The sequence below is a fragment of the Microbacterium sp. AR7-10 genome, assembly GCF_001878835.1.
In the GTDB taxonomy this organism is placed as follows: domain Bacteria; phylum Actinomycetota; class Actinomycetes; order Actinomycetales; family Microbacteriaceae; genus Microbacterium; species Microbacterium commune.
Map to the genome: position 1 here is coordinate 35969 of NZ_MJIR01000035.1, position 24220 is coordinate 60188.

General features: G+C 69.8%; 24 protein-coding genes. 14 read left to right on the top strand and 10 right to left on the bottom strand.

Features of this window, described 5'->3' with window-relative positions; all coding sequences use genetic code 11:
• Positions 1–226: 226 nt before the first annotated feature.
• Positions 227–3889, top strand: coding sequence for a multifunctional oxoglutarate decarboxylase/oxoglutarate dehydrogenase thiamine pyrophosphate-binding subunit/dihydrolipoyllysine-residue succinyltransferase subunit (locus BFN01_RS03055; RefSeq protein WP_071641436.1), 3663 nt, complete (start codon positions 227–229; stop codon positions 3887–3889).
• 70 nt (positions 3890–3959) lie between these two features.
• Here the strand turns inward: BFN01_RS03055 and BFN01_RS03060 are convergent, their stop codons facing one another.
• From BFN01_RS03060 to BFN01_RS03070, 3 genes are read right to left on the bottom strand one after another with little or no spacing between them, the layout of a single operon-like run.
• Positions 3960–5255 carry a GNAT family N-acetyltransferase gene (locus BFN01_RS03060; protein WP_071641438.1) on the bottom strand — a complete coding sequence of 432 codons (1296 nt, stop codon included), beginning with the start codon at positions 5253–5255 and terminating at the stop codon, positions 3960–3962.
• Positions 5256–5286: 31 nt separating this feature from the next.
• Positions 5287–5529: a zf-HC2 domain-containing protein gene (locus BFN01_RS03065; protein ID WP_071641440.1), complete on the bottom strand. Its 243-nt coding sequence runs from the start codon at positions 5527–5529 to the stop codon at positions 5287–5289.
• Positions 5526–6197: a sigma-70 family RNA polymerase sigma factor gene (locus BFN01_RS03070; RefSeq protein ID WP_071641442.1), complete on the bottom strand. Its 672-nt coding sequence runs from the start codon at positions 6195–6197 to the stop codon at positions 5526–5528. The genes BFN01_RS03065 and BFN01_RS03070 overlap by 4 nt, the downstream gene beginning before the upstream one ends.
• Before the next feature lie 48 nt (positions 6198–6245).
• Here BFN01_RS03070 and aroA point away from each other — a divergent pair, with 48 nt between their 5' ends.
• From aroA to bcp, 3 genes are read left to right on the top strand one after another with little or no spacing between them, the layout of a single operon-like run.
• Positions 6246–7571, top strand: coding sequence for a 3-phosphoshikimate 1-carboxyvinyltransferase (gene aroA, locus BFN01_RS03075; protein WP_071641444.1), 1326 nt, complete (start codon positions 6246–6248; stop codon positions 7569–7571).
• Positions 7568–8608 (top strand): ribosome small subunit-dependent GTPase A, encoded by a 1041-nt coding sequence (gene rsgA, locus BFN01_RS03080; protein WP_071641447.1) that lies wholly within the window; start codon positions 7568–7570, stop codon positions 8606–8608. Before aroA ends, rsgA begins: the two co-directional genes overlap by 4 nt.
• Positions 8609–8617: 9 nt before the next feature.
• Positions 8618–9091: a thioredoxin-dependent thiol peroxidase gene (gene bcp / locus BFN01_RS03085; protein ID WP_071641449.1), complete on the top strand. Its 474-nt coding sequence runs from the start codon at positions 8618–8620 to the stop codon at positions 9089–9091.
• 40 nt (positions 9092–9131) lie between these two features.
• Here the strand turns inward: bcp and BFN01_RS03090 are convergent, their stop codons facing one another.
• Positions 9132–9548 carry a hypothetical protein gene (locus BFN01_RS03090; RefSeq protein WP_071641451.1) on the bottom strand — a complete coding sequence of 139 codons (417 nt, stop codon included), beginning with the start codon at positions 9546–9548 and terminating at the stop codon, positions 9132–9134.
• 71 nt (positions 9549–9619) lie between these two features.
• Between BFN01_RS03090 and BFN01_RS15725 the strand changes: the two genes are divergently transcribed.
• Positions 9620–9742 (top strand): hypothetical protein, encoded by a 123-nt coding sequence (locus BFN01_RS15725; RefSeq protein WP_256221010.1) that lies wholly within the window; start codon positions 9620–9622, stop codon positions 9740–9742.
• 11 nt (positions 9743–9753) lie between these two features.
• Entirely contained in the window at positions 9754–10002 is a 249-nt protein-coding gene (locus BFN01_RS03095; RefSeq protein ID WP_071641453.1) for a WhiB family transcriptional regulator, read from the top strand.
• A 110-nt stretch (positions 10003–10112) separates the two neighbouring features.
• On the opposite strand, the gene BFN01_RS03100 is transcribed toward BFN01_RS03095, so the two are convergent.
• Positions 10113–11591, bottom strand: coding sequence for a sensor histidine kinase (locus tag BFN01_RS03100; RefSeq protein ID WP_071641455.1), 1479 nt, complete (start codon positions 11589–11591; stop codon positions 10113–10115).
• Positions 11592–11622: 31 nt separating this feature from the next.
• Positions 11623–12015 (bottom strand): Rv3235 family protein, encoded by a 393-nt coding sequence (locus BFN01_RS03105; RefSeq protein WP_071641457.1) that lies wholly within the window; start codon positions 12013–12015, stop codon positions 11623–11625.
• A gap of 124 nt (positions 12016–12139) precedes the next feature.
• Between BFN01_RS03105 and BFN01_RS03110 the strand changes: the two genes are divergently transcribed.
• Positions 12140–12757, top strand: coding sequence for a hypothetical protein (locus tag BFN01_RS03110; RefSeq protein ID WP_256221011.1), 618 nt, complete (start codon positions 12140–12142; stop codon positions 12755–12757).
• 27 nt (positions 12758–12784) lie between these two features.
• On the opposite strand, the gene BFN01_RS03115 is transcribed toward BFN01_RS03110, so the two are convergent.
• Positions 12785–13063: a helix-turn-helix domain-containing protein gene (locus tag BFN01_RS03115; protein ID WP_071641461.1), complete on the bottom strand. Its 279-nt coding sequence runs from the start codon at positions 13061–13063 to the stop codon at positions 12785–12787.
• A 97-nt stretch (positions 13064–13160) separates the two neighbouring features.
• On the opposite strand from BFN01_RS03115, the gene BFN01_RS03120 reads away from it, so the two are divergent.
• Positions 13161–13778 (top strand): SAF domain-containing protein, encoded by a 618-nt coding sequence (locus BFN01_RS03120; protein WP_071641463.1) that lies wholly within the window; start codon positions 13161–13163, stop codon positions 13776–13778.
• On the top strand, positions 13775–14980 hold the full coding sequence (locus BFN01_RS03125) for a hypothetical protein (protein WP_071641465.1): 1206 nt from the start codon (positions 13775–13777) through the stop codon (positions 14978–14980). The genes BFN01_RS03120 and BFN01_RS03125 overlap by 4 nt, the downstream gene beginning before the upstream one ends.
• Here BFN01_RS03125 and BFN01_RS03130 read toward each other — a convergent pair.
• Genes BFN01_RS03130 through BFN01_RS03140 form a run of 3 tightly spaced genes read right to left on the bottom strand, consistent with a single transcriptional unit; the run spans position 14928 to position 17808 of the window.
• On the bottom strand, positions 14928–16151 hold the full coding sequence (locus tag BFN01_RS03130) for a pyridoxal phosphate-dependent aminotransferase (RefSeq protein ID WP_071641467.1): 1224 nt from the start codon (positions 16149–16151) through the stop codon (positions 14928–14930). The genes BFN01_RS03125 and BFN01_RS03130 overlap by 53 nt on opposite strands.
• Positions 16132–16818: a GntR family transcriptional regulator gene (locus BFN01_RS03135; RefSeq protein ID WP_071641470.1), complete on the bottom strand. Its 687-nt coding sequence runs from the start codon at positions 16816–16818 to the stop codon at positions 16132–16134. Before BFN01_RS03135 ends, BFN01_RS03130 begins: the two co-directional genes overlap by 20 nt.
• A 36-nt stretch (positions 16819–16854) precedes the next feature.
• On the bottom strand, positions 16855–17808 hold the full coding sequence (locus tag BFN01_RS03140) for a carbamate kinase (protein ID WP_071641471.1): 954 nt from the start codon (positions 17806–17808) through the stop codon (positions 16855–16857).
• A 143-nt stretch (positions 17809–17951) separates the two neighbouring features.
• Between BFN01_RS03140 and BFN01_RS03145 the strand changes: the two genes are divergently transcribed.
• Genes BFN01_RS03145 through BFN01_RS03165 form a run of 5 tightly spaced genes read left to right on the top strand, consistent with a single transcriptional unit; the run spans position 17952 to position 24142 of the window.
• Positions 17952–18911: a DUF2877 domain-containing protein gene (locus BFN01_RS03145; protein WP_071641473.1), complete on the top strand. Its 960-nt coding sequence runs from the start codon at positions 17952–17954 to the stop codon at positions 18909–18911.
• A complete protein-coding gene (locus tag BFN01_RS03150) occupies positions 18908–19516 on the top strand; it encodes an ankyrin repeat domain-containing protein (RefSeq protein WP_071641475.1) in 609 nt (202 codons plus the stop codon). Before BFN01_RS03145 ends, BFN01_RS03150 begins: the two co-directional genes overlap by 4 nt.
• 23 nt (positions 19517–19539) lie before the next feature.
• Positions 19540–21090 carry an acyl-CoA synthetase FdrA gene (gene fdrA / locus BFN01_RS03155; RefSeq protein WP_071641477.1) on the top strand — a complete coding sequence of 517 codons (1551 nt, stop codon included), beginning with the start codon at positions 19540–19542 and terminating at the stop codon, positions 21088–21090.
• Complete coding sequence (locus BFN01_RS03160; RefSeq protein WP_071641479.1) at positions 21090–22514, top strand: DUF1116 domain-containing protein; 1425 nt, start codon at positions 21090–21092, stop codon at positions 22512–22514. Before fdrA ends, BFN01_RS03160 begins: the two co-directional genes overlap by 1 nt.
• Positions 22511–24142 (top strand): xanthine permease, encoded by a 1632-nt coding sequence (locus tag BFN01_RS03165; protein ID WP_071641481.1) that lies wholly within the window; start codon positions 22511–22513, stop codon positions 24140–24142. The genes BFN01_RS03160 and BFN01_RS03165 overlap by 4 nt, the downstream gene beginning before the upstream one ends.
• The last annotated feature ends 78 nt before the right edge of the window (positions 24143–24220 follow it).

Here is a 24220-nt window from a genome sequence, read left to right on the forward strand (position 1 = left end):
CGAGGAGCGGGCAGTGGGGCGGTGTACTGCAAGAAGGAGGGTCGTCCATAGTTCGCCCGATCTTACAGAATGCGGCTGTGCCGGATGGGGCGAAACGGTCAGCGGCGCGGGCGATTCGGAATCCGTTTGGCGTTAGGCTTGATGACTGTTACGCAAGTGCGACCCTGGCGCTGCATTCGGCGACGGGTGGCACGAGAGCTTCAGCGACGAAAGAGGGCGATAGAGCGTGTCGAACCAGGTGACCGGCGTCGGTGGCGACGGGGGGTTCGGAGCCAACTCCTGGCTCGTGGATGAGCTCTACGAGCAGTTCCAGAAGGACCGCAACTCGGTCGACAAGGAGTGGTGGCCGATCCTCGAGCAGTACACGCCGGATGCCGCGGCTCAGCCTGCCGGCGATGCGCCGGCGGAACCCGCGCACCCCGTCACCGCTCCCATCCCCGTGATCGGCGCTCAGCCGGTCGCGCGCACGACGGCGAAGCCCGCCAAGCAGGCGCCGATCCCCGCTCAGGCGCCCAAGCGCGAGGCGAAGGACGAGGCGCCCGCCGAGGAGGAGCGCGTCACGCCGCTGCGCGGCATGCCGAAGACCCTCGCAGCCAACATGGACCAGTCGCTGTCGGTGCCGACGGCGACGAGCGTGCGCACGATCCCCGCGAAGCTGATGATCGACAACCGCATCGTCATCAACAACCACATGGCACGCACCCGCGGCGGCAAGGTCAGCTTCACCCACCTCATCGGATGGGCGCTGATCCGCACGCTCAAGGAGTTCCCGAGCCAGAACGTGTTCTACGCCGAGGTCGACGGCAAGCCGTCGGTCGTGGCGCCCGCGCACGTCAACCTCGGCATCGCCGTCGACATCCCCAAGCCCGACGGCACCCGCGCCCTGCTCGTGCCGAGCATCAAGCGCGCCGACACCATGACCTTCGGCGAGTACCTGTCGGCCTACGAGGATCTCATCGCCCGCGCCCGCAGCAACAAGCTGACCGCCGCCGACTTCGCCGGCACCACGGTCTCGCTGACCAACCCGGGCGGCATCGGCACGGTGCACTCCGTGCCGCGTCTGATGAAGGGCCAGGGCTGCATCATCGGCGCCGGCGCCCTCGACTACCCGGCCGAGTTCCAGGGCTCGAGCCAGCGCACGCTCACCGAGCTGGGCATCGGCAAGACCATCACGCTCACCAGCACCTACGACCACCGCGTCATCCAGGGGGCCGGCTCGGGCGAGTTCCTCAAGAAGGTGCACGAGCTGCTGATCGGCGAGCGCAGCTTCTACGAGGACATCTTCGCGTCGCTGCGTATCCCCTACCAGCCGATCCGCTGGAACGCCGACATCGCCGTCGACCTGGCGGAGCGCGTCGACAAGCAGTCGCGCGTGCAGGAGCTGATCAACTCCTACCGGGTGCGCGGTCACCTGATGGCCGACATCGACCCGCTCGAGTACGTGCAGCGCTCGCACCCCGACCTCGAGATCGAGAGCCACGGGCTCACCTTCTGGGACCTGGACCGCGAGTTCGTGACCGGCGGCTTCGGCGGCCGGCGCGTGATGAAGCTGCGTGACATCCTCGGCGTGCTGCGCGACTCGTACTGCCGCACCCTCGGCATCGAGTACATGCACATCCAGGATCCCGAGCAGCGCCGGTGGTTCCAGGAGAAGCTCGAGGTCAAGTACGTCAAGCCGAACCACGACGAGCAGCTGCGCGTGCTGCGCAAGCTCAACGAGGCCGAGGCCTTCGAGACGTTCCTGCAGACGAAGTTCGTCGGGCAGAAGCGCTTCTCGCTCGAGGGTGGCGAGTCGCTGATCCCGCTGCTCGACGAGATCCTGCAGGGTGCGGCGAACGCCGGCCTCGACGGCGCGGCCATCGGCATGGCGCACCGCGGCCGCCTCAACGTGCTCACCAACATCGCCGGCAAGACGTACGGCCAGGTCTTCCGCGAGTTCGAGGGATCGCTGACGCCCGGCAACCAGCGCGGCTCGGGCGATGTCAAGTACCACCTCGGCACCGAGGGCACGTTCGTCGCCGAGGACGGTGCCGAGCTGCCCGTCTACCTCGCCGCCAACCCGTCGCACCTCGAGACCGTCGACGGCGTGCTCGAGGGCATCGTGCGTGCGAAGCAGGACCGCAAGCCGATCGGCACCTTCGCCTGGCTGCCGATCCTCGTGCACGGCGACGCGGCCTTCGCCGGTCAGGGCGTGGTGGTCGAGACCCTGCAGATGTCGCAGCTGCGCGGCTACCGCACCGGCGGCACCGTGCACATCGTGGTCAACAACCAGGTCGGCTTCACCACCCTGCCGACGGACTCGCGCACGTCGGTGTACGCCACCGACGTGGCGAAGACCATCCAGGCTCCGGTGTTCCACGTGAACGGCGACGACCCCGAGTCGGTCATCCACGTCGCGCGGCTGGCGTTCGAGTACCGCGAGCGCTTCCACCGCGACGTCGTCATCGACCTGGTCTGCTACCGCCGCCGCGGTCACAACGAGGGCGACGACCCGTCGATGACGCAGCCGCTGATGACCGACCTCATCCAGGCCAAGCGGTCGGTGCGCAAGCTGTACACCGACGGCCTCGTCGGCCGTGGCGACATCACGGAGGAGGAGTACGACCAGGCCAAGGCGGACTTCCAGAACCGCCTCGAGATCGCCTTCGCCGAGACGCACGCTGCCGAGACCGGAGCGACGCCGATCGCCCCCGACCTGCCGCCGGTCGATGCGCAGGTGGGCGCTCCCGACGTCACCGGCGTGCCGCTCGAGGTGGTGCACCTGATCGGAGACGCGCACGCGAACAAGCCGGACGGCTTCACCGTCCACTCCAAGCTGCAGCAGCAGCTCGACAAGCGTGTGACGATGAGCCGTGAGGGCGGCATCGACTGGGGCTTCGGCGAGCTGCTGGCCTTCGGATCGCTGCTGGTCGAGGGAACGCCGGTGCGTCTCGCCGGACAGGATTCCCGCCGTGGCACGTTCGTGCAGCGGCACGCGGTGCTGCACGACCGGCGCAACGGACAGGAGTGGCTGCCACTGGCCAACCTGTCCGACAGCCAGGGCCGCTTCTTCGTCTACGACTCGCTGCTCAGCGAGTACGCCGCGCTCGGGTTCGAGTACGGCTACTCGGTCGAGAACCCCGACGCACTGGTGCTGTGGGAGGCGCAGTTCGGCGACTTCGCGAACGGCGCCCAGTCGGTCATCGACGAGTACATCTCGGCCGCCGAGCAGAAGTGGGGCCAGCAGTCCAGCGTGGTCATGCTGCTGCCGCACGGGTACGAGGGTCAGGGCCCCGACCACTCCTCCGCACGGATGGAGCGCTTCCTGCAGCTGTGCGCGCAGGAGAACATGTACGTCGCGCGCCCGTCGACGCCCGCGTCGTACTTCCACCTGCTGCGCCGCCAGGCGTACGCCCGTCCGCGCAAGCCGCTGATCGTCTTCACCCCGAAGGCGATGCTGCGTCTTCGCGGTGCGACCAGCGAGGTCGAGGACTTCACCGCCGGCCGCTTCGAGCCGGTGATCGACGACGACCGCGGTCTCGACCGCAGCGCCGTCACGCGCGTGCTCGTGCACTCCGGCAAGATCCACTGGGATCTGCGCAGCGAGCTCGAGAAGAACCCGAACCCCGAGATCGCGCTGGTGCGGCTGGAGCAGCTGTACCCGACGCCGATCGACGAGCTGAAGGCGATCACCGACTCGTACCCGAACGCCGAGCTGGTCTGGGTTCAGGACGAGCCCGAGAACCAGGGTGCCTGGCCGTTCCTGGCGCTGCAGTTCGCCGAGGTGCCCGGCCCCCGCCCGTTCCACGCGGTGACGCGTCCGGCTGCGGCGTCGCCGGCCACCGGCTCGTCGAAGGTGCACGCCACCGAGCAGGTCGCCCTGCTGAAGACGGCGCTGACCGTCGGCTGACGCGCGAGCGGATGCGGAAGGCCGCAGCTCTCCTCGGAGGGCTGCGGCCTTTCCCGTCTTTTGCTGCCGGTCAGTACCAGATGCCGAGCAGGACCGCCGGGGCGGTCAGGAACGCACGCGAGAGCGCGCTCAGCGCGTCGCCGTCGCCGTGCACCCGGCCGGCTGCGGCGAGCTGTGACGCGGACACTCCCCCGGCGTAGATCGTCGAGAGCTCGACGACGCCGAGCGTGACGTCCGGCGAATCCGACGTCGCGGCGATCCGGCACCGGCCGCTCTCGTCGATCCTGATGCGCCAGTCGCCGGCAGCGAACCCGAGCGGGTCCTCGACGCGCAGCACGATGTCGAGCGGCGCGCTGTAGGTGCGTGCGCCGAGCGCGGCCTCGATGTCGAGCACCCGCAGCCACCCGTGGTCGTGCACCTCGGCGGTGACCGCCCTCTGGTCCGCCACCAGCCACGGCAGCGGGTCGTCGAGGGGACGCAGGTCGACGCGGGCCGTGGTGACCAGATCGTGCTGCACGACGAAGCGCCAGATCGCGCGCAGCGCCTCGTCGGAGGCCGTGATGATCGAGCGGATCCGCATCTCCGAGCGGAACCCGCCCGGAAGCTCGGCGAGGGTGTACGCCATGGCGCCCTGCACGGCGCCGTCCGCATCGATGAACCGCACACCGCGCACGGCGGCGGCCTCCTTGTCCCCCGCAGCGAGGCCCGCCATGCGCTGCCACCTCCCGCGCCACCCCGCGATCTGCCCGGAGCGGTGCGAGCGCGATGCCTCGTGCAGCCGCTCGAGATCGTCGGCGAGGGTCTGCTTGTCGGCGTAGACGAGGCGCCCCGCCGATGCCTCCCCGCCGGCCCAGCCGGCGCGTGCCGTGTCGAGGGTGAACCGCATCACGGGCACCGCGGGGCCGAACCCGTATCGGCCGTAGATCGTCGCCTCGGATGCGGTGAGCCCGGCGAGCGGCGCACCGGCCCGCGCGGCCGCTCGCAGCTCGCCCTCGAGCAGGTCTCGCGCGATGCCTCGTCGACGATGGGTGCCCGCCACGGTCACCGAGCTGATCGCCCACATGTCGACCTCCCCACCGGGGAGGGTGAGCGGTGTCACCCAGCTGTTGACCGTCGCGATCGGCCAGGTTCCGGCCGCCGGATCGTAGACGCCGATGTTGCGCCGTGCGCGCATCGTCTCCCGCGCCTGCGCCAGCTCGGCGTCGGTGGGATCCTCATCGAGGAAGCCACGCGAGTCGGCGCGGAGGAAGCCCTCCGCGTCGGCATGCACCGCCATGTCGGCGATGCGATAGTCCAGGCCCCTCTCGCGCAGGCGGCGCTGCGAATCCGGGTCGACGGAGATGATGGTCTCTTCCGGTGCGGTCATCCACCCAGCCTAGAGGGACGCGATCTCGCCCTCAGTGCGTCGCCTGCGCGGCCCGCAGACGGGCGAGCACCTGATCGCGCAGCTCTTCGGGCGCGATCTCCTTGCAGGCGCGTGCCACGACATCGGTGAGGGTCTTCGCCACCAGCGCCTCGTCCTTGCACGCCTCGCAGTTCTCGAGATGCTCGCGGATCTCGGTGTGCGCGGTACGGCAGACCTCGTTGCGGAGGTACTCCTCCAGATCCCGGCGCGCCTTCTCGCAGCCGCAGTCGCTCATTTTCTGCTCCTCGGTTCGGCCGCGCGGATTCCCCGTTCAGCGGCGTAGTCGGCCAGCAGCTCGCGGAGCATGCGCCTGCCACGATGCAGACGGCTCATCACGGTGCCGATGGGGGTCTTCATGATGTCGGCGATCTCCTGGTAGGAGAATCCCTCGACGTCGGCGAGGTAGACCGCGAGGCGGAAGTCCTCGGGCACCTCCTGCAGGGCATCCTTCACGACCGACGCCGGCATGTGGTCGATCGCCTCCGCCTCGGCCGAGCGGCTGTGCGATGCCGTCGTCGACTCGGCGCCGCCGAGCTGCCAGTCCTCCAGGTCGTCGATCGCGCTCTGGAACGGCTCGCGCTGACGCTTGCGATAGAGGTTGATGTACGTGTTGGTGAGGATGCGGTACAGCCACGCCTTCAGGTTCGTCCCCTGCGTGAACGTCGACCACGCGCCGTAGGCCTTCACGAAGGTCTCCTGCACGAGATCGGCAGCGTCGGCCGGGTTGCGCGTCATGCGCATGGCTGCCGCGTAGAGCTGATCCATGAAGGGGATCGCCTGCTCCTCGAAGTCGCGTCGAGGATCGCGGGAAGCTGTCTCGTCCATCACCGGCCAGTCTAGGCGGGAGAGCACGTCGTCAGCAGAGACATCGTCGGTGCGGTCGCGCAGGGCACTCGCCGTCATGTGTCTTCTCCTCTCCGTCTGTCGCAGGCTTCACTAGGCTTAGAACCGATGAGCACTGAACGGTATTCCCCTGCACCCGCTCGAGGCCGGTACGTCGCCCCGGTCGCCGAGCACGCCGTGCGCGCGTCCGTCACCGTCCCCGGCTCGAAGTCGCTCACCAACCGCGAACTGGTGATCGCCGCGATCGCCGACGGACCGGGCCGGCTGATCCGTCCGCTGCACTCGGACGACTCCCGACGCATGATCGAGGCGCTGCGCCAGCTCGGAGTGGGTATCGAGGAGGAGCCGTCCGACGGCGACTTCGGCCCCGACCTCCTCATCACGCCCGGCCGTCTGCGTGGCGGGGTGACGGTCGACTGCGGCCAGGCCGGAACCGTGATGCGCTTCGTCGCTCCGCTCGCCGGGCTCGCCGACGACGAGGTGCACCTGACCGCACATGAGAGCGCCCTGCACCGTCCGATGGGCGCGCTGATCACCGGGCTGCGCGATCTGGGCGTCGACATCGACGACGAGGGCACCTGGTCGCTGCCGTTCACCGTGCGCGGGCACGGGCGCATCCGCGGGGGCAGGGTCGAGATCGACGCCTCCGGGTCCAGCCAGTTCGTCTCGGGGCTGCTGCTCGCCGCGCCACGCTTCGACGTCGGACTGCACCTCGTGCACACCGGCGAGCACCTGCCGAGCCTGCCCCACATCGACATGACGATCGAGTCGCTCAGCCGACGGGGCATCCGCATCGAGCGTCCCGCCGCGGGCGAGTGGCTCGTCGAGGCGGGCGTGCCGAGGGCGAAGGACATCGCGATCGAACCCGACCTGTCCAATGCCGCGCCGTTCCTCGCCGCAGCGCTGGTGACCGGCGGAGAGGTCACGGTGACCGGCTGGCCGCTGCACTCCACCCAGCCGGGGGCCCTGCTGCCCGACATCCTGCATGCCCTCGGCGCCCACACCAGCCGGCACGGCGGTGCGCTCACGGTGCGCGCCGGCGACGGAATCCGGGGCCTGGACATCGACCTGTCGGCGGCGAGCGAGCTGACCCCGACCATCGTCGGTCTCGCCGCCTTCGCCGACGGCCCCACCACCATCCGCGGCGTCGCGCACATCCGCACGCACGAGACCGACCGGATCGCGGCGCTCGTGAACAACCTCCGCGCCCTCGGCGGGGAGGCGGAGGAGCTGCCCGACGGCCTGCGCATCATCCCGCGGCCGCTGCGCGGCGGTGTCTGGCCGGCGCACCACGATCACCGGATGGCGACCACCGGCGCGCTCATCGGCCTGCGTGTCCCGGAGGTCGAGATCGACGACATCGGCACGACCGCGAAGACGCTGCCCGAGTTCACCCAGCTGTGGGAGCGCATGCTGACGGGCGCCATCGCGTGAGCTGGCTCGGCGACGACGACCTCGACGATGTCGAGGACTTCGACGAGAGCCGCATCCGCACCCGCCCCAACCCGAAGGCGAATCGCCCGCGCACCAAACGCCGCCCCGCCCACGACGATGCGGTCATCGGACGCATCCTCGGAGTCGATCGCGGCCGGTACAGCGTGCTGCTCGACGAGGACACCGCCGACGAGCGCATGATCACCGCGGCGAGGGCCCGCGAGCTGCGACGCACGCCGATCGTGACCGGGGACCGCGCCCGCGTGGTCGGCGACCTGTCGGGCGACGAGGGCACCCTCGGCCGCATCGTGAGCATCGTCGAGCGCACCTCGCTGCTGCGCCGCAGCGCCGACGACACCGACCAGGTCGAGCGGGTCATCGTCGCGAACGCCGATCAGATGCTCGTGGTCGTGGCGGCGGCGGATCCCGAGCCGCGAGCGCGCCTGGTGGACAGATACCTCGTCGCGGCGCTGGATGCCGGCATCCGCCCGCTGCTCGTCGTGACGAAGACCGATCTCGCCGACCCCGCCGACTTCCTCTCCCACTTCGATGGCCTGGATCTGACGGTGTTCACCAGCGCGCGAGGGCAGATGCCCGTCGACGAGATCGGCGAGGCCCTCGTGGGCCACTCCACGGTGTTCGTCGGTCACTCCGGGGTGGGCAAGTCGACGCTGGTGAACGCGCTGGTCCCCGACGCGCACCGCGCGACCGGACACGTCAACGAGGTCACCGGCCGCGGCCGGCACACGTCGTCGTCGACCGTGTCGCTGCGCTACGTCGGCGCCGCGGGCAGCGGGTGGGTGATCGACACCCCCGGTGTCCGCTCGTTCGGGCTCGGACACGTCGATCCCGCCAACATCCTCACCGCGTACACCGAGCTCGCGCAGATCGCCGCGGACTGCCCGCGCGGATGCACGCACCTGGCCGACGCGGAGGACTGCGCGTTGAACGAAGCCGCGGCCGACGGCGAGCTGAGCGAGACGGGACAGGCTCGCCTGGAGTCTCTGCAGCGACTGCTGGCCACCTTCGCCGGATAGGCTGGCCGGGTGACGACTCGCCTGGAACCCGGTACCCCCGCCCCCGACTTCTCGCTTCTCGATCAGGACGGCAGGGCCGTCTCGCTCGCCGATCTGCGCGGCCAGAAGGTCATCCTGTACTTCTACCCGGCGGCGATGACTCCGGGCTGCACGACGCAGGCGTGCGACTTCCGCGACAGCATCTCATCGCTGCAGGCCGCCGGGTACACCGTGGTCGGCGTCTCCCGTGACGAGCCCGAGAAGCTGCGCGCGTTCCGCGAGCGCGACGGGCTCACCTTCACGCTGCTCAGCGACCCCGACCACGCGGTGCACCTGGCGTACGGCGTGTGGGGCGAGAAGATGAACTACGGCAAGGTCGTCGAAGGCGTCATCCGCTCCACCTTCGTCATCGACGAGCAGGGCACGATCAGCGCGGCCCAGTACAACGTGAAGGCGACCGGTCACGTCGCCCGACTGCGCAAGATCCTCGGCATCGACGCCTGAGGTCAGGGCTCGGTGTCTCGCTCGGCCCTCCGGCTCGGGCTCAGTCCCGAGCGCTCGGTTCTGCGCCACGGTGCAGCCGCGGGTCCGACTCCCCGTCGCGCCGCGTCGCGGTGATCAGCAGCACCAGACCGATCAGTGCCGTCCCGCCGACGCCGAGCGTGAACAGCCACACCTTCGGCTCCAGGCTGAGGGATGCCAGCCCGAGGGCGACACCGAGGACCTGGAACACCACTCCCCCCGACCGCGCCCACGAGGCGCGACGCAGGGTGCCCCACGCGAACGCACCGAGGGCGCCGGCCGCGATCAGTGTGAGCACGATGAGCGCGATGCCGCCGACGGTCGACGATGCCTCGCCCGCCCCCAGTGCCAGCAGCTCGATGATGCAGACCACCCCGAGGGCGATCGCCTCGAGGGCGAGCACGATGGCTGCGGCGATGGTCGGGCCGGAAGTGCGCACGGGGACTCCTCTCAAGAGCTGTGGAAAAACCCTTGATTTCAGATGGTTTCTGTAACACAATGGAACAAGCCATGTGCTCCCACATCGGAGTGGGGCGGGCGATCGCCCGCATCACCAGGGTAGCCGACCCCGATCCGCTCACCCGATCTGCGCGCCGCGAGAACGGCGCCCCGCACCGAAACACCTATCTCTGAGGAGCCCCCGTATGGACTGGCGCGATAAAGCAGCCTGCCTGACCGTCGACCCCGAGCTGTTCTTCCCCGTCGGGAACACCGGCCCCGCTGTCGATCAGATCGAGAAGGCCAAGGCCGTCTGCGCCACCTGCACCGTCACGGAGATCTGCCTGCAGTACGCCCTCGAGTCCGGCCAGGACTCGGGCGTGTGGGGCGGTCTGTCCGAAGACGAGCGCCGCGCGCTCAAGCGCCGCGCGGCCCGCGCACGCCGCGCCGGCTGACGCAGCCGCTCCGCTCGGGGCTCCGAGCGCACACGATCGGATGAGCGCCGGTCATCCTGCGGGATGACCGGCGCTCATCCGTGTGCCGGCGGCTCGCGGCGGGACGAGGGTCAGACGGAGATCCAGCGCATCGGGATCTCGATGATCACCTCGGTGCCCTCTCCCTCCGCACCCTTCCACTCGATGCTGCCGCTGAGCTCGCCCTGGATCAGCGTGCGCACGATCTGCGTGCCGAGCCCCTGACCCACCCGTCCCTCGGGCAGACCGTGCCCGGTGTCCGCCACGGTCACGCGCAGCAGCTCCGAGGTGCGGGTCGCCTCGATGCGCACGATGCCCTCCTGGCCCGCGAGCCCGTGCTCGACGGCGTTGGTCACCACCTCGGTGAGCGCGAGCGCCAGCGGTGTCGCGTATTCGCTCGGCAGCACGCCGAAGCGCCCCTCGAGCTGCGTGCGTGCGCGCGTGTTGGGCGCGGCGGCGACCTCTGCGACGAGCTTGAGCACGCGGTCGAAGACCTCGTCGAAGTCCACGGTCTGAGCGAGCCCACTGGCCAGCGTGTCGTGCACGACGGCGATCGACTCGACCCTTCGCATCGCCTGGGTGAGCGCCTCACGCGCCTCGTCCGAATGCGTGCGCCGCGCCTGGATGCGCAGCAGCGAGGCGACCGTCTGCAGGTTGTTCTTCACTCGATGGTGGATCTCGCGGATCGTCGCATCCTTGGTGATCAGCTCCTGCTCCTGGTGACGCAGCTCCGACACGTCGCGGCACAGCACGATGGCGCCGATGCGGGTGCCGCGATCCTTGAGCGGGATGGCTCGAAGCGACACGGTGACGCCACGCGCCTCCATGTCGGTGCGCCACGGAGCCCGGCCGGTCACCACCACGGGCAGCGACTCGTCGACCTGACGCGACGGAGGGACGAGCCGCGTGGTGACCTCGGCCAGCGACTCCCCCTCGAGCTCGTCGTCGAAGCCCATCCGATTGAACGCGGACAGCGCGTTGGGGCTCGCGAACGTCGTGATGCCGTCGACGTCGAGCCGGATCAGTCCGTCGGAGGCGCGCGGCGCACCGCGGCGCGGCGCGGTGGGAGCGGACAGATCGGGGAACTCTCCGGAGGCGATCATGTGGAACAGGTCGTTCGCGCACTCGTCGAAGCTGATCTGCTGGCGCGACGGCATCCGCACCTCGCCGAGGTTGGTGTGCCGGGTCAGGACCCCGATGATCTCGCCCTCGTCGTTGCCCTCGCGGCGGCGGATCGGCACGGCGCGGACGCGGGTGGGGGTCTCCTCGAACCAGTCCGGTGAGGACGAGTCGACGATCGTCCCGGATTCGGAGGCCGCCTGCACCTGGGTGCGCCACTGCGGGCGGACCTTCTCGCCGACGAGATCACGGTAGAACAGCGTGGCGGCGCCGCTGGGGCGCGAATGGGTGACCGCGATGAACGAGCCGTCGGAGGTCTTGATCCAGATCACCATGTCGGCGGAGGCGAGGTCGGCCAGCAGCTGGCCGTCGCCGGCCAGGCGGTGCAGCCATTCGACATCGGCATCCGTGAGGAGACCCTGGGCGTGGACGAGGTCGCTGAGTGTTGACACGGATTCAGCCTACTGGCGCGCGGAGACGCATTCAGAGGATGGCGAGGGAGCTGGCCCGCCAGCGCCCGTCGAAGCCCTCCAGCCGGATCGCCACCGCTCGCGTGCGTCCGGGCCCCGCTACTACCACGACCGCCTCGATGACGTTGTCGACCGGGGCGCTCTCGCGAATCGAGAGGATCTGGAAGCTGGGTCGCGTGGGAGCCTGGTTGCGGGCGCTGCGCGCGCGGGCCGACAGGTTCGCTCGGGTGACCAGGGCGCGGAACGCGTCTTCGCTGAACCATCGCGCGAGCTGATCGACCTCGCGCACACCGGCGAGGACCTCCAGAGCCCCCTGCGTCAGGCTGCGCAGCAGCGGCACCGGATCGGGCAGCTCGGCCGCCGAGGTCGGCTGCGGAGCGAAGTACTCGTTCAACGTCGTCGTCATTGCGCGATACCCCCCGGCGCGTGGTGCTGCTCATCTTCGTAGCGAACCCCACGAAAATAACACAGGGCGTCTGCTGTGCCGAGGGTGTTCGCACCCGGCTGTGGATAACCCGCATCGTCCGGATGTGTTCTCCTCTACTGTCGACAGCGTGGAATGGGAGCATCTCTTCGATGACCTCGAGGGCCAGCTCGCGGCCGAGTGGGAGGCCGAGCGCGCGGCGCTGGATGCCGAGTCCGAGCGGCTGCGCATCTCGAAGCTGACACTGCATGACCGCCTGCGGGCGATGAGCGCGACCGAGGGCAGGATGATGCTCGAACTGGCGGGCGGTGAGCGGTGGGATGCCGTGCTGCGCGTCGTCGGCGCCGACTGGGTCGGCGTGAGCGCGGGCGGGGACTCGCGGATGCGGATCGCCCCGTTGGATGCGATCGAGTCGCTCGCGGTCGACCACGGGACCCTGCTCGCCAGTCTCTCCCCCGGTGCACCGGACAGCGGCCTGCGCGGGCGGATGACGCTCGGGTTCGTGCTGCGCGATCTCGCGCGGCGGCGCGTGGCGGTCACGGTCGGCAGGCGCTCCGGGGATCCTCAGCACGGCACGATCGACCGCGCGGGCGCGGATCATCTCGATCTCGCGCTGCACGATCCGCACGAGCCGCGGCGCGTGCGCTCGGTGCGCGGATTCCGCAGCATCCCGTTCGTCTCGCTCAGCTGGGTGCGCGTGGAAGACGCGTCGGGCGTCGTCTGAGCGGACGGCGGCGGCGAGCGAGCGAGGTCAGTCCCTGCGCAGCGGCGCGGTTCCCCAGACCTCGGGGAAGCTGGCCTCATTGGACTGCCGCCAGAGCGCCATCCGGCGCGCCTCCTCGGACTGCGCGTCGAGGTAATCGGGGAGGCTGGCGTGCTCCACCCGCCAGCGGGGCGGCGATCCGACCTGCGAGCCCCGCAGACGCCCCTCGTGCACGAGGTCGATGACTTCGTCGACCTCGATGCTGAGAAGCTCCGCCACCTGCGCGGGCGCGAGGAAGCGCGGAGTGTCTCTGGGTGCCTGGGACATGCATTCATTCTCCCCCGACGTGGCATGAAAGCCGTCATCGACCGGCCGCTGTGGATAACTTCGGCGGCGGTCGTCCGACTTCTGTGACGATGTCTGCATGATCCGCTCCCGTTCCCCGCGTGCGTTCTTCGGCGATCTGCGATTCCTGATCGGCGTCGTGCTCGTGGTCGCGTCGGTCGCCGGCGTCTGGCTGCTGGTGTCGACCTCGCGCCAGACCACCCCGGTCCTGCAGGCGACGAGAACGGTGCTTCCCGGTGAGACGATCAGCTCCGCGGAGCTCCAGGTCGTCGAGGTGGGGCTCGGCGCGCTCGGCGACTCGTACCTCGCTCCGCAGAGCCTCGAGTCGGGCGCTGTCGCGGTGCGCACGCTCACCGCCGGCGAGCTGGTGCCGCTCGCCGCCGTGGGCGACCCGGACGACCTGCGCACCACATCCGTGGTGATCCGAAGCACCGCCGTGCCGGCCGACGTGACGGGCGGGGCCGTGGTCGAGCTGTGGCATGCTCCCCCGCTCGAGGACGGACGCGCATTCGAGGCGCCGCGGATCCTCGTCGCGGACGCGGTCATCGCGCGCGTCGCCGAGGAGGACGGCATGCTCGCCGGAGCGCGCACAGACGTCGAGGTCGTCGTCGACCGGGACGACGTCGCCGACGTGCTGGCCGCGATCACCGGCGGGGACGCCATCTCGATCGTCCCGACGGGGGCGGGGTCGCGATGAACCTGATCATCGTCGACGACGGCGCCGATGCGGCGCTGCTCGCGACCGATCTCGAGCTCGAGGGGGCACAGGTCACGGTCGTGCCACACGACGCCGTGCCCGCGCTGCAGCTGAGCGGCATCGACGCGCTGCTCGTCCCGCCGATCCGGTCCCTGCTGACATCCGACCTGGTCAGCGCCTGCGATCGCGCCGGCGTGCGGGTGGTGCCGGTCGGCGCGGCAGACTCACGGATCGCATCGCGCTTCGGCCTGCCCGCACCGCTGCCGTTCGACACACCGGGAGCGCGGGTCCTCGCCACGATCACCGCCGGCGCCACCGCGGACGGGTCCTCCGATCCCGCCCGGCCGCCTCGTGTTCTCGCGGTGTGGGGGCCGCACGGCGCCCCCGGGCGCACCACGATGGCCATCCAGCTCGCCGTGGAGCTGATCCGGGCCGGGCGCCGCACGGCGCTGGTCGACGCTGACAGCGTGGCTCCGTCGGTGGCGCTGCAGCTGGGGCTGGGCGATGAATCCCCCGGTCTCGCGGCCGCGTGCCGGCGCGCCCAGCTCGGCAGTCTGGACGTCGCCGAGCTGTCCCGCCTCGCCGTGCCGCTGGAGACATCGGCGGGCGTGCTGGATGTGCTCGGCGGGCTGAATCGCCCCAGTCGATGGCCCGAGCTCGCCGCCGCGCGGCTGCGCGCCACGCTCGCCGTCGCCCGTGACTGGCAGGACGAGATCGTCGTCGACGTCGCGGCCGCGTTCGACGAGGATGACGATCAGCTCGGACCCGATGCGCCGCAGCGGCACGCCGCGACCGCCGCCGTGCTGCTCGAGGCCGACGCCGTGGTCGCCGTGCTCGGCGCCGACCCGCTCGGCGTCAGCCGGTTCCTGCGCGGGTACACCGAGCTGCGTCACCTCGTGGGCGATACCCCCGTCACGGTCGTGGCCAACCGCGCACGCCCCGGTCCGCTCGGCATCGACGCCAGAGGACAGATCCGTCGCACGCTGAGCCGCTTCGCCGGCATCGACGACGTCGCCTTCGTTCCGCACGACCAGCGGGCGGCCGATGCCGCGGCGCTGCACGCCAGAGCGATCGCGGACGTCTCGCCGCGCTCTCAGCTCGTGAGCGCCGTGCGACGCGTCGCCGCCGGTCTCGGCGCCCGAGCGGAGGTCACTGGCGGTAGCTCGCGAGGAAGTTTCCGAGGCGCTCGACGGCTTCGCTGAGCACGCGCGCCTCCGGCAGCGTGACGACGCGCAGGTGGTCGGGGGTGGCCCAGTTGAACCCGGTGCCCTGCACCAGCAGGATCTTCTCCGACACGAGCAGGTCGTAGACGAGCTTCTCGTCGTCGCGGATCTCGTGCACCTCGGGGTCCAGCCGGGGGAATGCGTACAGCGCTCCCGCCGGTTTCACGCAGCTGACGCCGGGGATGGCCTCGAGTCCTCGCCATGCGATGTCGCGCTGCTCGTGCAGTCGGCCGGTCGGCGCGATCAGTGAGTCGATCGACTGCACCCCTCCGAGCGCAGCCTGCACCGCGTACTGCGCCGGCACGTTCGGGCACAGCCGAGTGGATGCCAGCAGGGTGATCCCCTCGAGGAACCCGCGTGCGTGCGAGGTCGGCCCCGTGATGACGACCCACCCCGACCGGTAGCCGGCCACACGGTAGGTCTTGGACAGCCCGTTGAAGGTGAGACACAGCAGATCAGGGGCGAGGGTGGCGGTAGGGATGTGGGTCGCCTCGTCGAAGAGGATGCGATCGTAGATCTCGTCGGAGAGCAGCAGCAGATCGTTCTCCCGCGCGATCTGCACGATGCCCTCGAGAACCTCCCTGGAGTACACCGCGCCGGTGGGGTTGTTGGGGTTGATGACGACGATCGCCTTGGTGCGCGGCGTCACCTTCGATCGGATGTCCTCGAGGTCGGGCTGCCAGCCGTTCTGCTCGTCGCAGAGGTAGTGCACCGGGGTGCCGCCGGCGAGCGATGTCATCGCCGTCCACAGCGGATAGTCCGGGGCGGGGATGAGCACCTCGTCGCCCTCGTCGAGCAGCGCCTGCATGACCATCGTGATCAGCTCGGAGACGCCGTTGCCCAGGAACACGTCGTCGGGGTCGAAGCGCGGGAAGCCGTCGATCTCCTCGTAGCGGCTGACGACCGCGCGTCGGGCCGTGATCACGCCCTTGCTCTCGCTGTAGCCGTGCGCGGTCGGCAGGGCGGCGAGCATGTCGCGCACGATCTGGTGCGGGGCCTCGAAGCCGAAGGTCGCCGGGTTGCCGGTGTTCAGCTTGAGGATCTGATGCCCCTCGGACTCGAGCCGCGCCGCCTCGATCAGTGCCTTGCCGCGGATCTCGTAGAGAACGTTCCTCAGCTTCGACGACTGGTCAAGAGTGCGGCGTGTCATTCCGCAAGGATACCGGGGGCAGACGCAGCGATGCCGCGTGCGACAGCCGCTCGCGGCGGCTGCTGTCGACGTGGGCGTGCGCGAGCCTGCTGGCCCTGTCGCCGTCGCGGTCGCGGATCGCCTCGAACAGCGCGACATGCTCGTCGGCGATGTGCACGAGGTCGTCGTGCTGCACGAGCGACCAGCGCAGGCGGCTGCGGATGCTCTGCATGAGGCCCGCCAGCAGCCGATTGTCGGCGAGTTCCACGACGATCTCGTGGAAGTCGGCGGCAGCGCGGCGCGAGATGAGCCGGTCGTCGTGAGCGGCACTGTCCTGCTCCTCCTGCAGGGCGAGCTGCAGGCGATCCAGTCCGTCACGGCGATGGCGCTCCGCGGCGAGGCGGAACGCCATCGGCTCGAGCACCTGGCGGACCTCATCGAGATCGGCGAGGTCGGCGGCCGTGAACTCGCGGACGATGGCCCAGGTGCGCGGCCGCAACTCGACGAGCCCCTCGGCCTCGAGCATCTTCAGGGCGTCGCGCACCGGCACGCGGCTCACGCCGAACTCGCTCGCGAGGTCGCGTTCGATCAGCTTGCTGCCCGGTTCCCGGTCGCCGTCGAGGATCGCGTCGCGCAACCACGACGCGACCCTGCTGGACTCCAGCTCCCGGTCGTCTGCTCTTCCCACGCACTCATCCTCGCATCCCGACGGGAGAGAAGCCGGTCAGGCGGTCTTGGCCGGCGTCTTCTCGACCCAGCGGATGCCCTCCTTCAGCGTCGGCACGATCTCGGTGCCGATCCGGCGGGCGAGCAGATCGTCGAGCCGGTCGAGCGGGCCGATCAGCGTGCGTCCACCCGCGCGCGCCACGCGGATGGCGGCGTCGATCTTGGGCTGCATCGAGCCCTCGGCGAATGTCATCGCGGCCACGGCGTCAGCGGAGGCGGTGTGGATGTCGCGCTGCTCCGGTGTCCCCCAGTTCTCGCTGACGTAGTCGCCGTCGGTGAGCATGATCAGCGTGTCGGCGCCGATGTCGGCGGCGAGCGCTGCGGATGCGAGGTCCTTGTCGACGACGGCCTGCACGCCCACGTGACGGCCCTTCGAGTCCACGCGAACCGGCACCCCTCCTCCGCCGACGCACACCGCGAGGCTGCCGGCCTCGAGCAGCCGGCGGATCAGCGGGGCCTGCACGATCGCGAGGGGGTTGGGCGAGGGCACGACGCGGCGGAATGCCTTGCCGTCCTTGGCGATCGTCCATCGGTACTCCGCCGCCGCCTCCGCGGCGTCGTGCGCGGAGTACTGCGGTCCGATGAGCTTGGTGGGGCGTTCGAACGCGGGGTCCGACTCGTCGACGATCGTGGTGGTGATGATGCCGGCCACCTCGCGCGCACCGTTGAGCGCGTTCGACAGCTCCTGCTGGACGACGTAGCCGATCATGCCCTGGGTCTCGGCACCGAGGATGTCGAGCGGATAGGCGGCGACGTCCTGGTAGGCGAGGTTCTGCAGCGCGAGCAGGCCCACCTGGGGCCCGTTGCCGTGCGTGATGACCATCTCGTTCTCGCTCGCGAGCGAGGCGAGCGCCTCACACGTGGAACGGACGTTGGCCCGCAGATACTCGGCGGTCATCGGCTCGCCACGCCGCGCGAGAGCGTTGCCGCCCAGAGCCACCACGATACGCATTCTGTCTCCCTTGTTGAGCCGACTTGGTATCCCAGAGTCGAGGATGGTATTCCATCCAGACAAATGGTATACCTATAACCAAGACATTCACAGCGCCCCTTCCTCGACATCCCGAACGAAGCGGACGCCTCGGAGAGAAGACGATGACCCCCGTCGCCACCCCTGTCGCGCTGAGCGCGAGCAGCTGGGATGCCGCGCTTGAGGAGACGCTCTCAGGCGGCAGCCGTGCCCAGCCGCACAGCACCGGCCCTGTCGCCGTCGCGGCCGGCACGCGCGGTGCGGTGCACTCGGTGCACGGCCGGGTCGTCAACCTCCGCGTCGGCGACGGTCTGATCGCGTTGGCGCACGAGTCGCTCGACGACGCGCCGTGGACGGTGCGCCTGCACGCCGCGGACTGGTCGGCGCTGAGCGGGGCGCGAGTCGGAGACGACGTGCGGATCACGAGGAACGCGCTGTCATTGTCCGGCGGAGCGCTGGTTCGGGTTCTGCTCGCGCCGGATGGCGCCCGGTCGCTCACGCCCGACGCCGGCGTCCCCGTCGGCCTCCCCGCCGCGCTGGCCGTACTGGACGGGGTGCCCTCGCCGGCCGCCAGCACGCCGTTCGGAGCACTCGCGGCGGATGCCCTGAGCGCCGGCATCCGTCGCCTGACACGCACCGCGCGCGCCCTGCTCGACGGCGAACCGGACGCGGCGGAGGCGACGACGGCGGCCGCGCTTCGTCTGCTCGGCCTCGGCGAGGGCCTCACCCCGTCGGGTGATGACGTGCTGTCCGGACTCGCCTTCGTCGCCGCGCACCCCGGCTTCGGGCTCACCGCGCTGCGGCATCCGCTGCGTCTCGTCGCCGAATCCGCTGAGCAGCGCACCACGCTGCTCAGCGCCGTCACCCTGCGCGCCGCCCTCGAGGGTCGCGCGCGGGCGCGCCTGCACGATCTCGTCGGCGCGATCATCGCCGGCGACGAGCGGGCGATGCACCGCGCCGCCGCGCACACGGCCGAGATCGGCCACACATCCGGGTACGACCTGCTGACCGGCATCCGCCTCGGCGTCGTCCTCGCCCTCGACATCCCCCGACCCTCACCATTCACCGAAGGAGATCACCGATGAGCACTGCGACCACGATCGAGGAGCGCTATCTCGACAGCGCCGCCGCCGGAGACCTGGACGGCGTCCGCGCCGCCCTCGCCGACGGCGCCGACCGGAACGCGGTGGACCGCGAAGAGGCCTCCGCGATCCTGCGTGCGGCCCGCGGCGGCCACCTCGAGGTGGTGCGCGCGCTGATCGCCGAGGGCGTGGACATCGACGCCCAGGATCAGACCTGCTCGAACCCGTTCCTGTACGGCTGCATCAACGACGATCTGGAGCTGGTGAAGACGGTGGTCGACGCCGGCGCCGACCTCAAGCGCCTCACGCGCATGGGCGGCAACGGCCTGACCCCGGCCGCCGAGAAGGGTCATCTCGAGGTCGTGCGCTACCTGCTCGAGAACACCCGCATCAACGTCAACCTCACCAACAACCTCGGCTGGACCGCGCTGATCGAGACCATCATCCTCGGCGACGGCGGCCCGGTCCGCCAGCAGATCGTCGAGCTCCTGCTCGCCCACGGCGCGAAGCCCGGCATGCCCGATCCGTGGGGCGTGCCCCCCGTCGAGCTGGCGCGCGAGCGCGGCTTCGACGAGATCGTGGCGATCCTCGAGAACCACCAGGCCTGAACGACATTCCGGAAGGGAAGACGATGACCAGACACATCGAAATCAGGAAGAACACGTACCTCGACTCGGTCTCGCTCATGTCGATGAGCACCAAGGCCAACGCCGTCGAGGGCGTGACCCAGGCCCTGCTGGGCATGGCCACGCCGATGAACAAGGAGGTGCTCGCCAACGTCGGCGTCGATGACCCCGCCGTGGACGACGCGCGTCCCAGCGACCTGATGATCGTGATCGACGCGAGTGACGACACGATCGAGGCGGCGATCGAGGCTGTGAACGACATCCTCGCCCGCAAGGACAAAGGCGCCGCCGCAGCGCACGAGGTGCGCTACCGCACTCTGGACGGCGCGTTCTCGGAGGCACCCGACACGAACCTCGTGCTGATCTCGGTCAACGGCGCATTCGCCGCTCGGGAGGCGCGCAAGGCGCTGAACGCCGGGAAGAGCGTGATGATCTTCTCGGACAACGTCCCCGTCGAGGACGAGCTCTCGCTCAAGCGGCTCGCGCACGAGAAGGGCCTGATCGTGATGGGGCCCGACTGCGGAACCGCCATCATCAACGGCACCGGCCTCGCGTTCGCCAACGCCGTGCGCCGCGGGAGCATCGGCATCGTCGGAGCCTCGGGCACCGGCAGCCAGGAGGTCTCGGTGCGCATCCACGACTTCGGCGGCGGCGTCTCCCAGCTCATCGGCACCGGCGGCCGCGACCTGTCCACCGAGATCGGCGGCATCTCGATGATCGACGGCATCCGCGCGCTCGACGCCGACCCCGAGACGAGCGTGATCGTGATCGTCTCCAAGCCCCCGGCCGAGGACGTCGCCGAGAAGGTACTCGCCGTCGCCGGCGAGGCGTCCAAGCCGGTGTTCGTCACCTTCCTGGGGTCGGATCGCACCGAGTCCGGCTACGACAACGTGACCATGGTCACCGCCGGCACCAAGCCGCTGGCCATCGCCGCCGTCGTCGCCTCGGGCATCGACGAGTCGACGCTCGACAAGCACCCGCTGAACATCCCGCTGGTCGAGGAGGTGCGCGCCAAGCTCGCCCCCGAGCAGAAGTACGTGCGCGGCCTGTTCTGCGGCGGCACGCTGTGCGACGAGTCGATGTTCGCGGCGCTCGCGAAGTACGACAACGTGTACTCGAACATCCAGAAGGACCCGGCTCGCCGCATCGGCGCGACCGACCCCTCGCGCGAGCACACCTTCCTCGACATGGGCGACGACGACTTCACCAACGGGCGCCCGCACCCGATGATCGACCCCTCGCTGCGCCTGCAGCGGATCGTCGAAGAGGCCAAGGACCCCTCGGTCGGCGTCATCGCGATGGACTTCGTGCTCGGTTTCGGCTCGCACGCCGACCCGGTGGGCGTGACGATCCCCGCGATCACCGAGGCCAAGGCCATCGCCGCCGAGCGCGGACACCACCTGGAGATCCTCGGCTACGTGCTGGGCACCGACCTCGACACCCCGGCTCTCGCCGACCAGGTCGCCCAGCTCGAGGCCGCCGGCGTGACCATCGCCTCCTCCTCCACCAACCTCGGGCTGCTGGCCCGTGAATTCGTCGCGAAGGGTGACAACTGATGAGCGTCAACGATCTGTTCTCCTCCACACTGAGGCCGGTGAACCTGGGTCTCGACATGTTCGCCGATGATCTCAGGGCACAGGGCGTCGAGCCCGTGCTCATGGACTGGACCCCGCCGGGTGGCGGCGACCCCGACGTCGTCGCCGCGCTGGGCCGGCTCGAGGATCCCGCGATCGCCGAGAAGATCGACGCGGCCAACCAGGTGGCGCTCGATCGCATCCTGTCGGCGCAGCCCTTCCTGGAGGGCTTCGGCCAGGCGATCGACACCGTGCCGGGCATGACCGCGAAGACGATCCTGCACGCGGGTCCGCCCATCGAGTTCACCCGCATGTCCGGCCCGATGAAGGGCGCCGTCACCGGTGCACTCGTGTTCGAGGGCCTGGCGAAGGACGTCGACGAGGCGTTCGAGCTCGCCGCCTCCGGCGAGATCACCTTCTCGCCGTGCCACGAGCACCAGTCGGTCGGCTCGATGGCCGGTGTCACCAGCGCCAGCATGTGGGTGCACAAGGTCACCAACCGCGCACACGGGAACACCGCGTACACCAACCTGTCCGAGCAGCTGTCGAAGATCCTCCGCTTCGGCGCCAACGACCAGTCGGTCATCGATCGGCTGAACTGGATGCGCGACGTGTTCGGACCGGTGCTCGCCGGCGCCATGGCGCTGAACGAGGACGGTCTCGATCTGCGCCTGATGCTCTCGCAGGCGCTGCACATGGGTGACGAGGCGCACAACCGCAACGTCGCCGGCACCACCCTGCTGATCCAGGCACTGGCGCCGTACATCCTCGAGACCGACTTCACCACGAAGGAGAAGCGCGAGGTGTTCGACTTCGTCGCCTCCTCCGACTACTTCTCCGGACCGACCTGGATGGTCGCGGCGAAGGCGTCGATGGATGCCGCGCAGGGCGTCGAGAACTCGACGATCGTGACCACCATGGCGCGCAACGGGGTCGAGTTCGGCATCCGGGTCGCCGGCACGGGCGGTCAGTGGTTCACCGGCCCCGCGCAGGAGGTCATCGGACCGATGTTCGCCGGCTACACCCGCGAGGACTCCGGGCTCGACATGGGCGACTCGGCCATCACCGAGACCTTCGGGATCGGCGGCTTCGCGATGGCCGCAGCCCCGGCGATCGTCGCCCTGGTCGGCGGCACCGTCGAGGAGGCGATGGGCTACTCGCGCACCATGAACGCGATCACCACGGGCAACAACCCGAACATCACGATCCCTGCGCTCGACTTCATGGGCGTGCCCTCCGGCATCGACGTGCGCAAGGTGATGGAGACCGGCATCCTGCCGATCATCAACACCGCCATCGCGCACAAGGAGCCGGGCATCGGCATGATCGGCGCGGGTATCACGCACCCGCCGGTCGAGGCCTTCCAGAAGGCGCTGCGCACCCTCGTCGACACGGTGAAGCCATGACCGCGCTCGCGCCCGCCGCTGCGGGATCCGAGCTGAGGTGGTGGAAGAAGGGTGACATCGCGGCGTTCTTCGCGCTGTTCACCAACAACCTGACGAACATCATCACCTTCACGGCCCTGCTCACCATGGCCGGCCTGCCGGTGAGCATGGTCGTGGGCAGGATCGCTCCCGCGTTCGGACTGGCGATCCTGATCACCTCGTCGATGTACGTCTGGTTCGCTCGGCGGCTGGCGGCCAAGGAGGGTCGGGGCGACGTCGTCGCCCTGCCCTCGGGCCCGAGCGCGCCGTCGATCTTCACCGTGACCTTCCTCGTCATCCTGCCGGTGTACTCCACCACGCAGGATGCGGAGCTGGCGGTGGGCATCGGCCTGGTGTGGGGCTTCCTCGAGGGACTGATCCTCTTCGTGGGATCGTTCTTCGGCGACCTGCTGCGCCGCGCCGTGCCCCGCTCGGTGCTGCTCGCGTGCCTGGCGGGCCTCGGGCTGCTGCTGCTGGCGATGAACCCGATGCTGCAGACCTTCCAGTTCCCGGTGGTCGCCTTCGTCGTGCTCGTCATCGTGTTCATGAACTGGTTCGGCCGCGCGCCGTTCCTCGGCAGGGTCCCCACCGGGCTGCTGCTGCTGATCGTGGGTACGGCCGCTGCCTGGGCATTCGGGCTGCAGACGCCCGAGGCCGTGCAGTCCGCGCTCGTGTACGCCGGCTGGCACCCGCCGCAGGTGGCCATCGGCAGCTTCGTCGAGGGTGTCGCGCACTCCGCACCGTACCTCGCGTCGGCCGTGCCGCTGGCGCTGGCGAACTACGTGTTCGACCTGGAGAACATCGAGGCCGCCGAGGCCGCGGGCGATCACTACCGGGCGCGCCCGGTGATGCTGGTCAACGGCGGAGCGACGATGATCGGCGCTCTGATGGGCAACCCGTACCCGGTGACGGTGTACATCGGCCACACGGCGTACAAGGAGATGGGCGCCGGCATCGGCTACACGATGCTGAACGGCATCACGATGTTCGCCGTGGGCCTGTTCGGCATGAGCGCCCTGCTGCTGTCGGTGGTCCCGATGGCGGCGATCGCGCCGATCCTGATCTACATCGGGATCGTCACCGCCGCGCAGTCGGTGCGTGAGACGCCGAAGGTGGAGCTGCCGGTGATCTTCGTCGCACTGTTCCCCTGGATCGCGAACTGGGCCAACAGCCTCGTGGGCAACACCCTGAAGTCGGTGGGCACGAACGCCGCCGAGGTGGGTGCGGACGCACTCAACTCCGCGGGCACCTACTTCTCGGGCATCTCCACGCTCGGCAACGGCGCACCGCTGTCATCGCTGCTCTGGGGCATGATCGCGATCTTCGCGATCCGCAACAAGCCGATGCTCGGTGCGATCGTCAGCGGGCTGGCCGGCATCCTCGCCTTCTTCGGGGTCATCCACGCCGCCGTGCCCAGCCTCCCGCAGGCCTGGGATCTCAGCGACTCGCATGTGATGTTCCTCGTGGCCTACCTCATGGTCGCGGCGCTGTTCGTGGCCAAGTGGATCCAGGATCGCACCACCGGCACGACCGTGACCTTCAGCGATACCGACGAGATCACGCTCAGCAGCGCCGTCTCGCCGTCGCTGATCCAGTCCACCAGGGGCTGACACGAAGGCGGGTCCGGGCGCGCACCGAGCCCGGACCCGCCGGATACCGCAGAATCGGTGCACACGAGAACGGATGGC

Excerpts from the sequence above, each read along its gene's own strand:
- BFN01_RS03130 (WP_071641467.1), bottom strand. The coding sequence starts at position 16,151 with ATGACACGCCGCACTCTTGACCAGTCGTCGAAGCTGAGGAACGTTCTC.
- BFN01_RS03065 (WP_071641440.1), bottom strand. The coding sequence starts at position 5,529 with ATGAGCGACTGCGGCTGCGAGAAGGCGCGCCGGGATCTGGAGGAGTAC.
- BFN01_RS03145 (WP_071641473.1), top strand. The coding sequence starts at position 17,952 with ATGACCCCCGTCGCCACCCCTGTCGCGCTGAGCGCGAGCAGCTGGGAT.
- BFN01_RS15725 (WP_256221010.1), top strand. The coding sequence starts at position 9,620 with ATGTGCTCCCACATCGGAGTGGGGCGGGCGATCGCCCGCATCACCAGG.
- BFN01_RS03160 (WP_071641479.1), top strand. The coding sequence starts at position 21,090 with ATGAGCGTCAACGATCTGTTCTCCTCCACACTGAGGCCGGTGAACCTG.
- BFN01_RS03165 (WP_071641481.1), top strand. The coding sequence starts at position 22,511 with ATGACCGCGCTCGCGCCCGCCGCTGCGGGATCCGAGCTGAGGTGGTGG.
- BFN01_RS03060 (WP_071641438.1), bottom strand. The coding sequence starts at position 5,255 with ATGACCGCACCGGAAGAGACCATCATCTCCGTCGACCCGGATTCGCAG.
- BFN01_RS03150 (WP_071641475.1), top strand. The coding sequence starts at position 18,908 with ATGAGCACTGCGACCACGATCGAGGAGCGCTATCTCGACAGCGCCGCC.
- BFN01_RS03140 (WP_071641471.1), bottom strand. The coding sequence starts at position 17,808 with ATGCGTATCGTGGTGGCTCTGGGCGGCAACGCTCTCGCGCGGCGTGGC.
- BFN01_RS03125 (WP_071641465.1), top strand. The coding sequence starts at position 13,775 with ATGAACCTGATCATCGTCGACGACGGCGCCGATGCGGCGCTGCTCGCG.
- aroA (WP_071641444.1), top strand. The coding sequence starts at position 6,246 with ATGAGCACTGAACGGTATTCCCCTGCACCCGCTCGAGGCCGGTACGTC.
- BFN01_RS03070 (WP_071641442.1), bottom strand. The coding sequence starts at position 6,197 with ATGACGGCGAGTGCCCTGCGCGACCGCACCGACGATGTCTCTGCTGAC.
- fdrA (WP_071641477.1), top strand. The coding sequence starts at position 19,540 with ATGACCAGACACATCGAAATCAGGAAGAACACGTACCTCGACTCGGTC.
- BFN01_RS03120 (WP_071641463.1), top strand. The coding sequence starts at position 13,161 with ATGATCCGCTCCCGTTCCCCGCGTGCGTTCTTCGGCGATCTGCGATTC.
- BFN01_RS03095 (WP_071641453.1), top strand. The coding sequence starts at position 9,754 with ATGGACTGGCGCGATAAAGCAGCCTGCCTGACCGTCGACCCCGAGCTG.
- BFN01_RS03115 (WP_071641461.1), bottom strand. The coding sequence starts at position 13,063 with ATGTCCCAGGCACCCAGAGACACTCCGCGCTTCCTCGCGCCCGCGCAG.
- BFN01_RS03105 (WP_071641457.1), bottom strand. The coding sequence starts at position 12,015 with ATGACGACGACGTTGAACGAGTACTTCGCTCCGCAGCCGACCTCGGCG.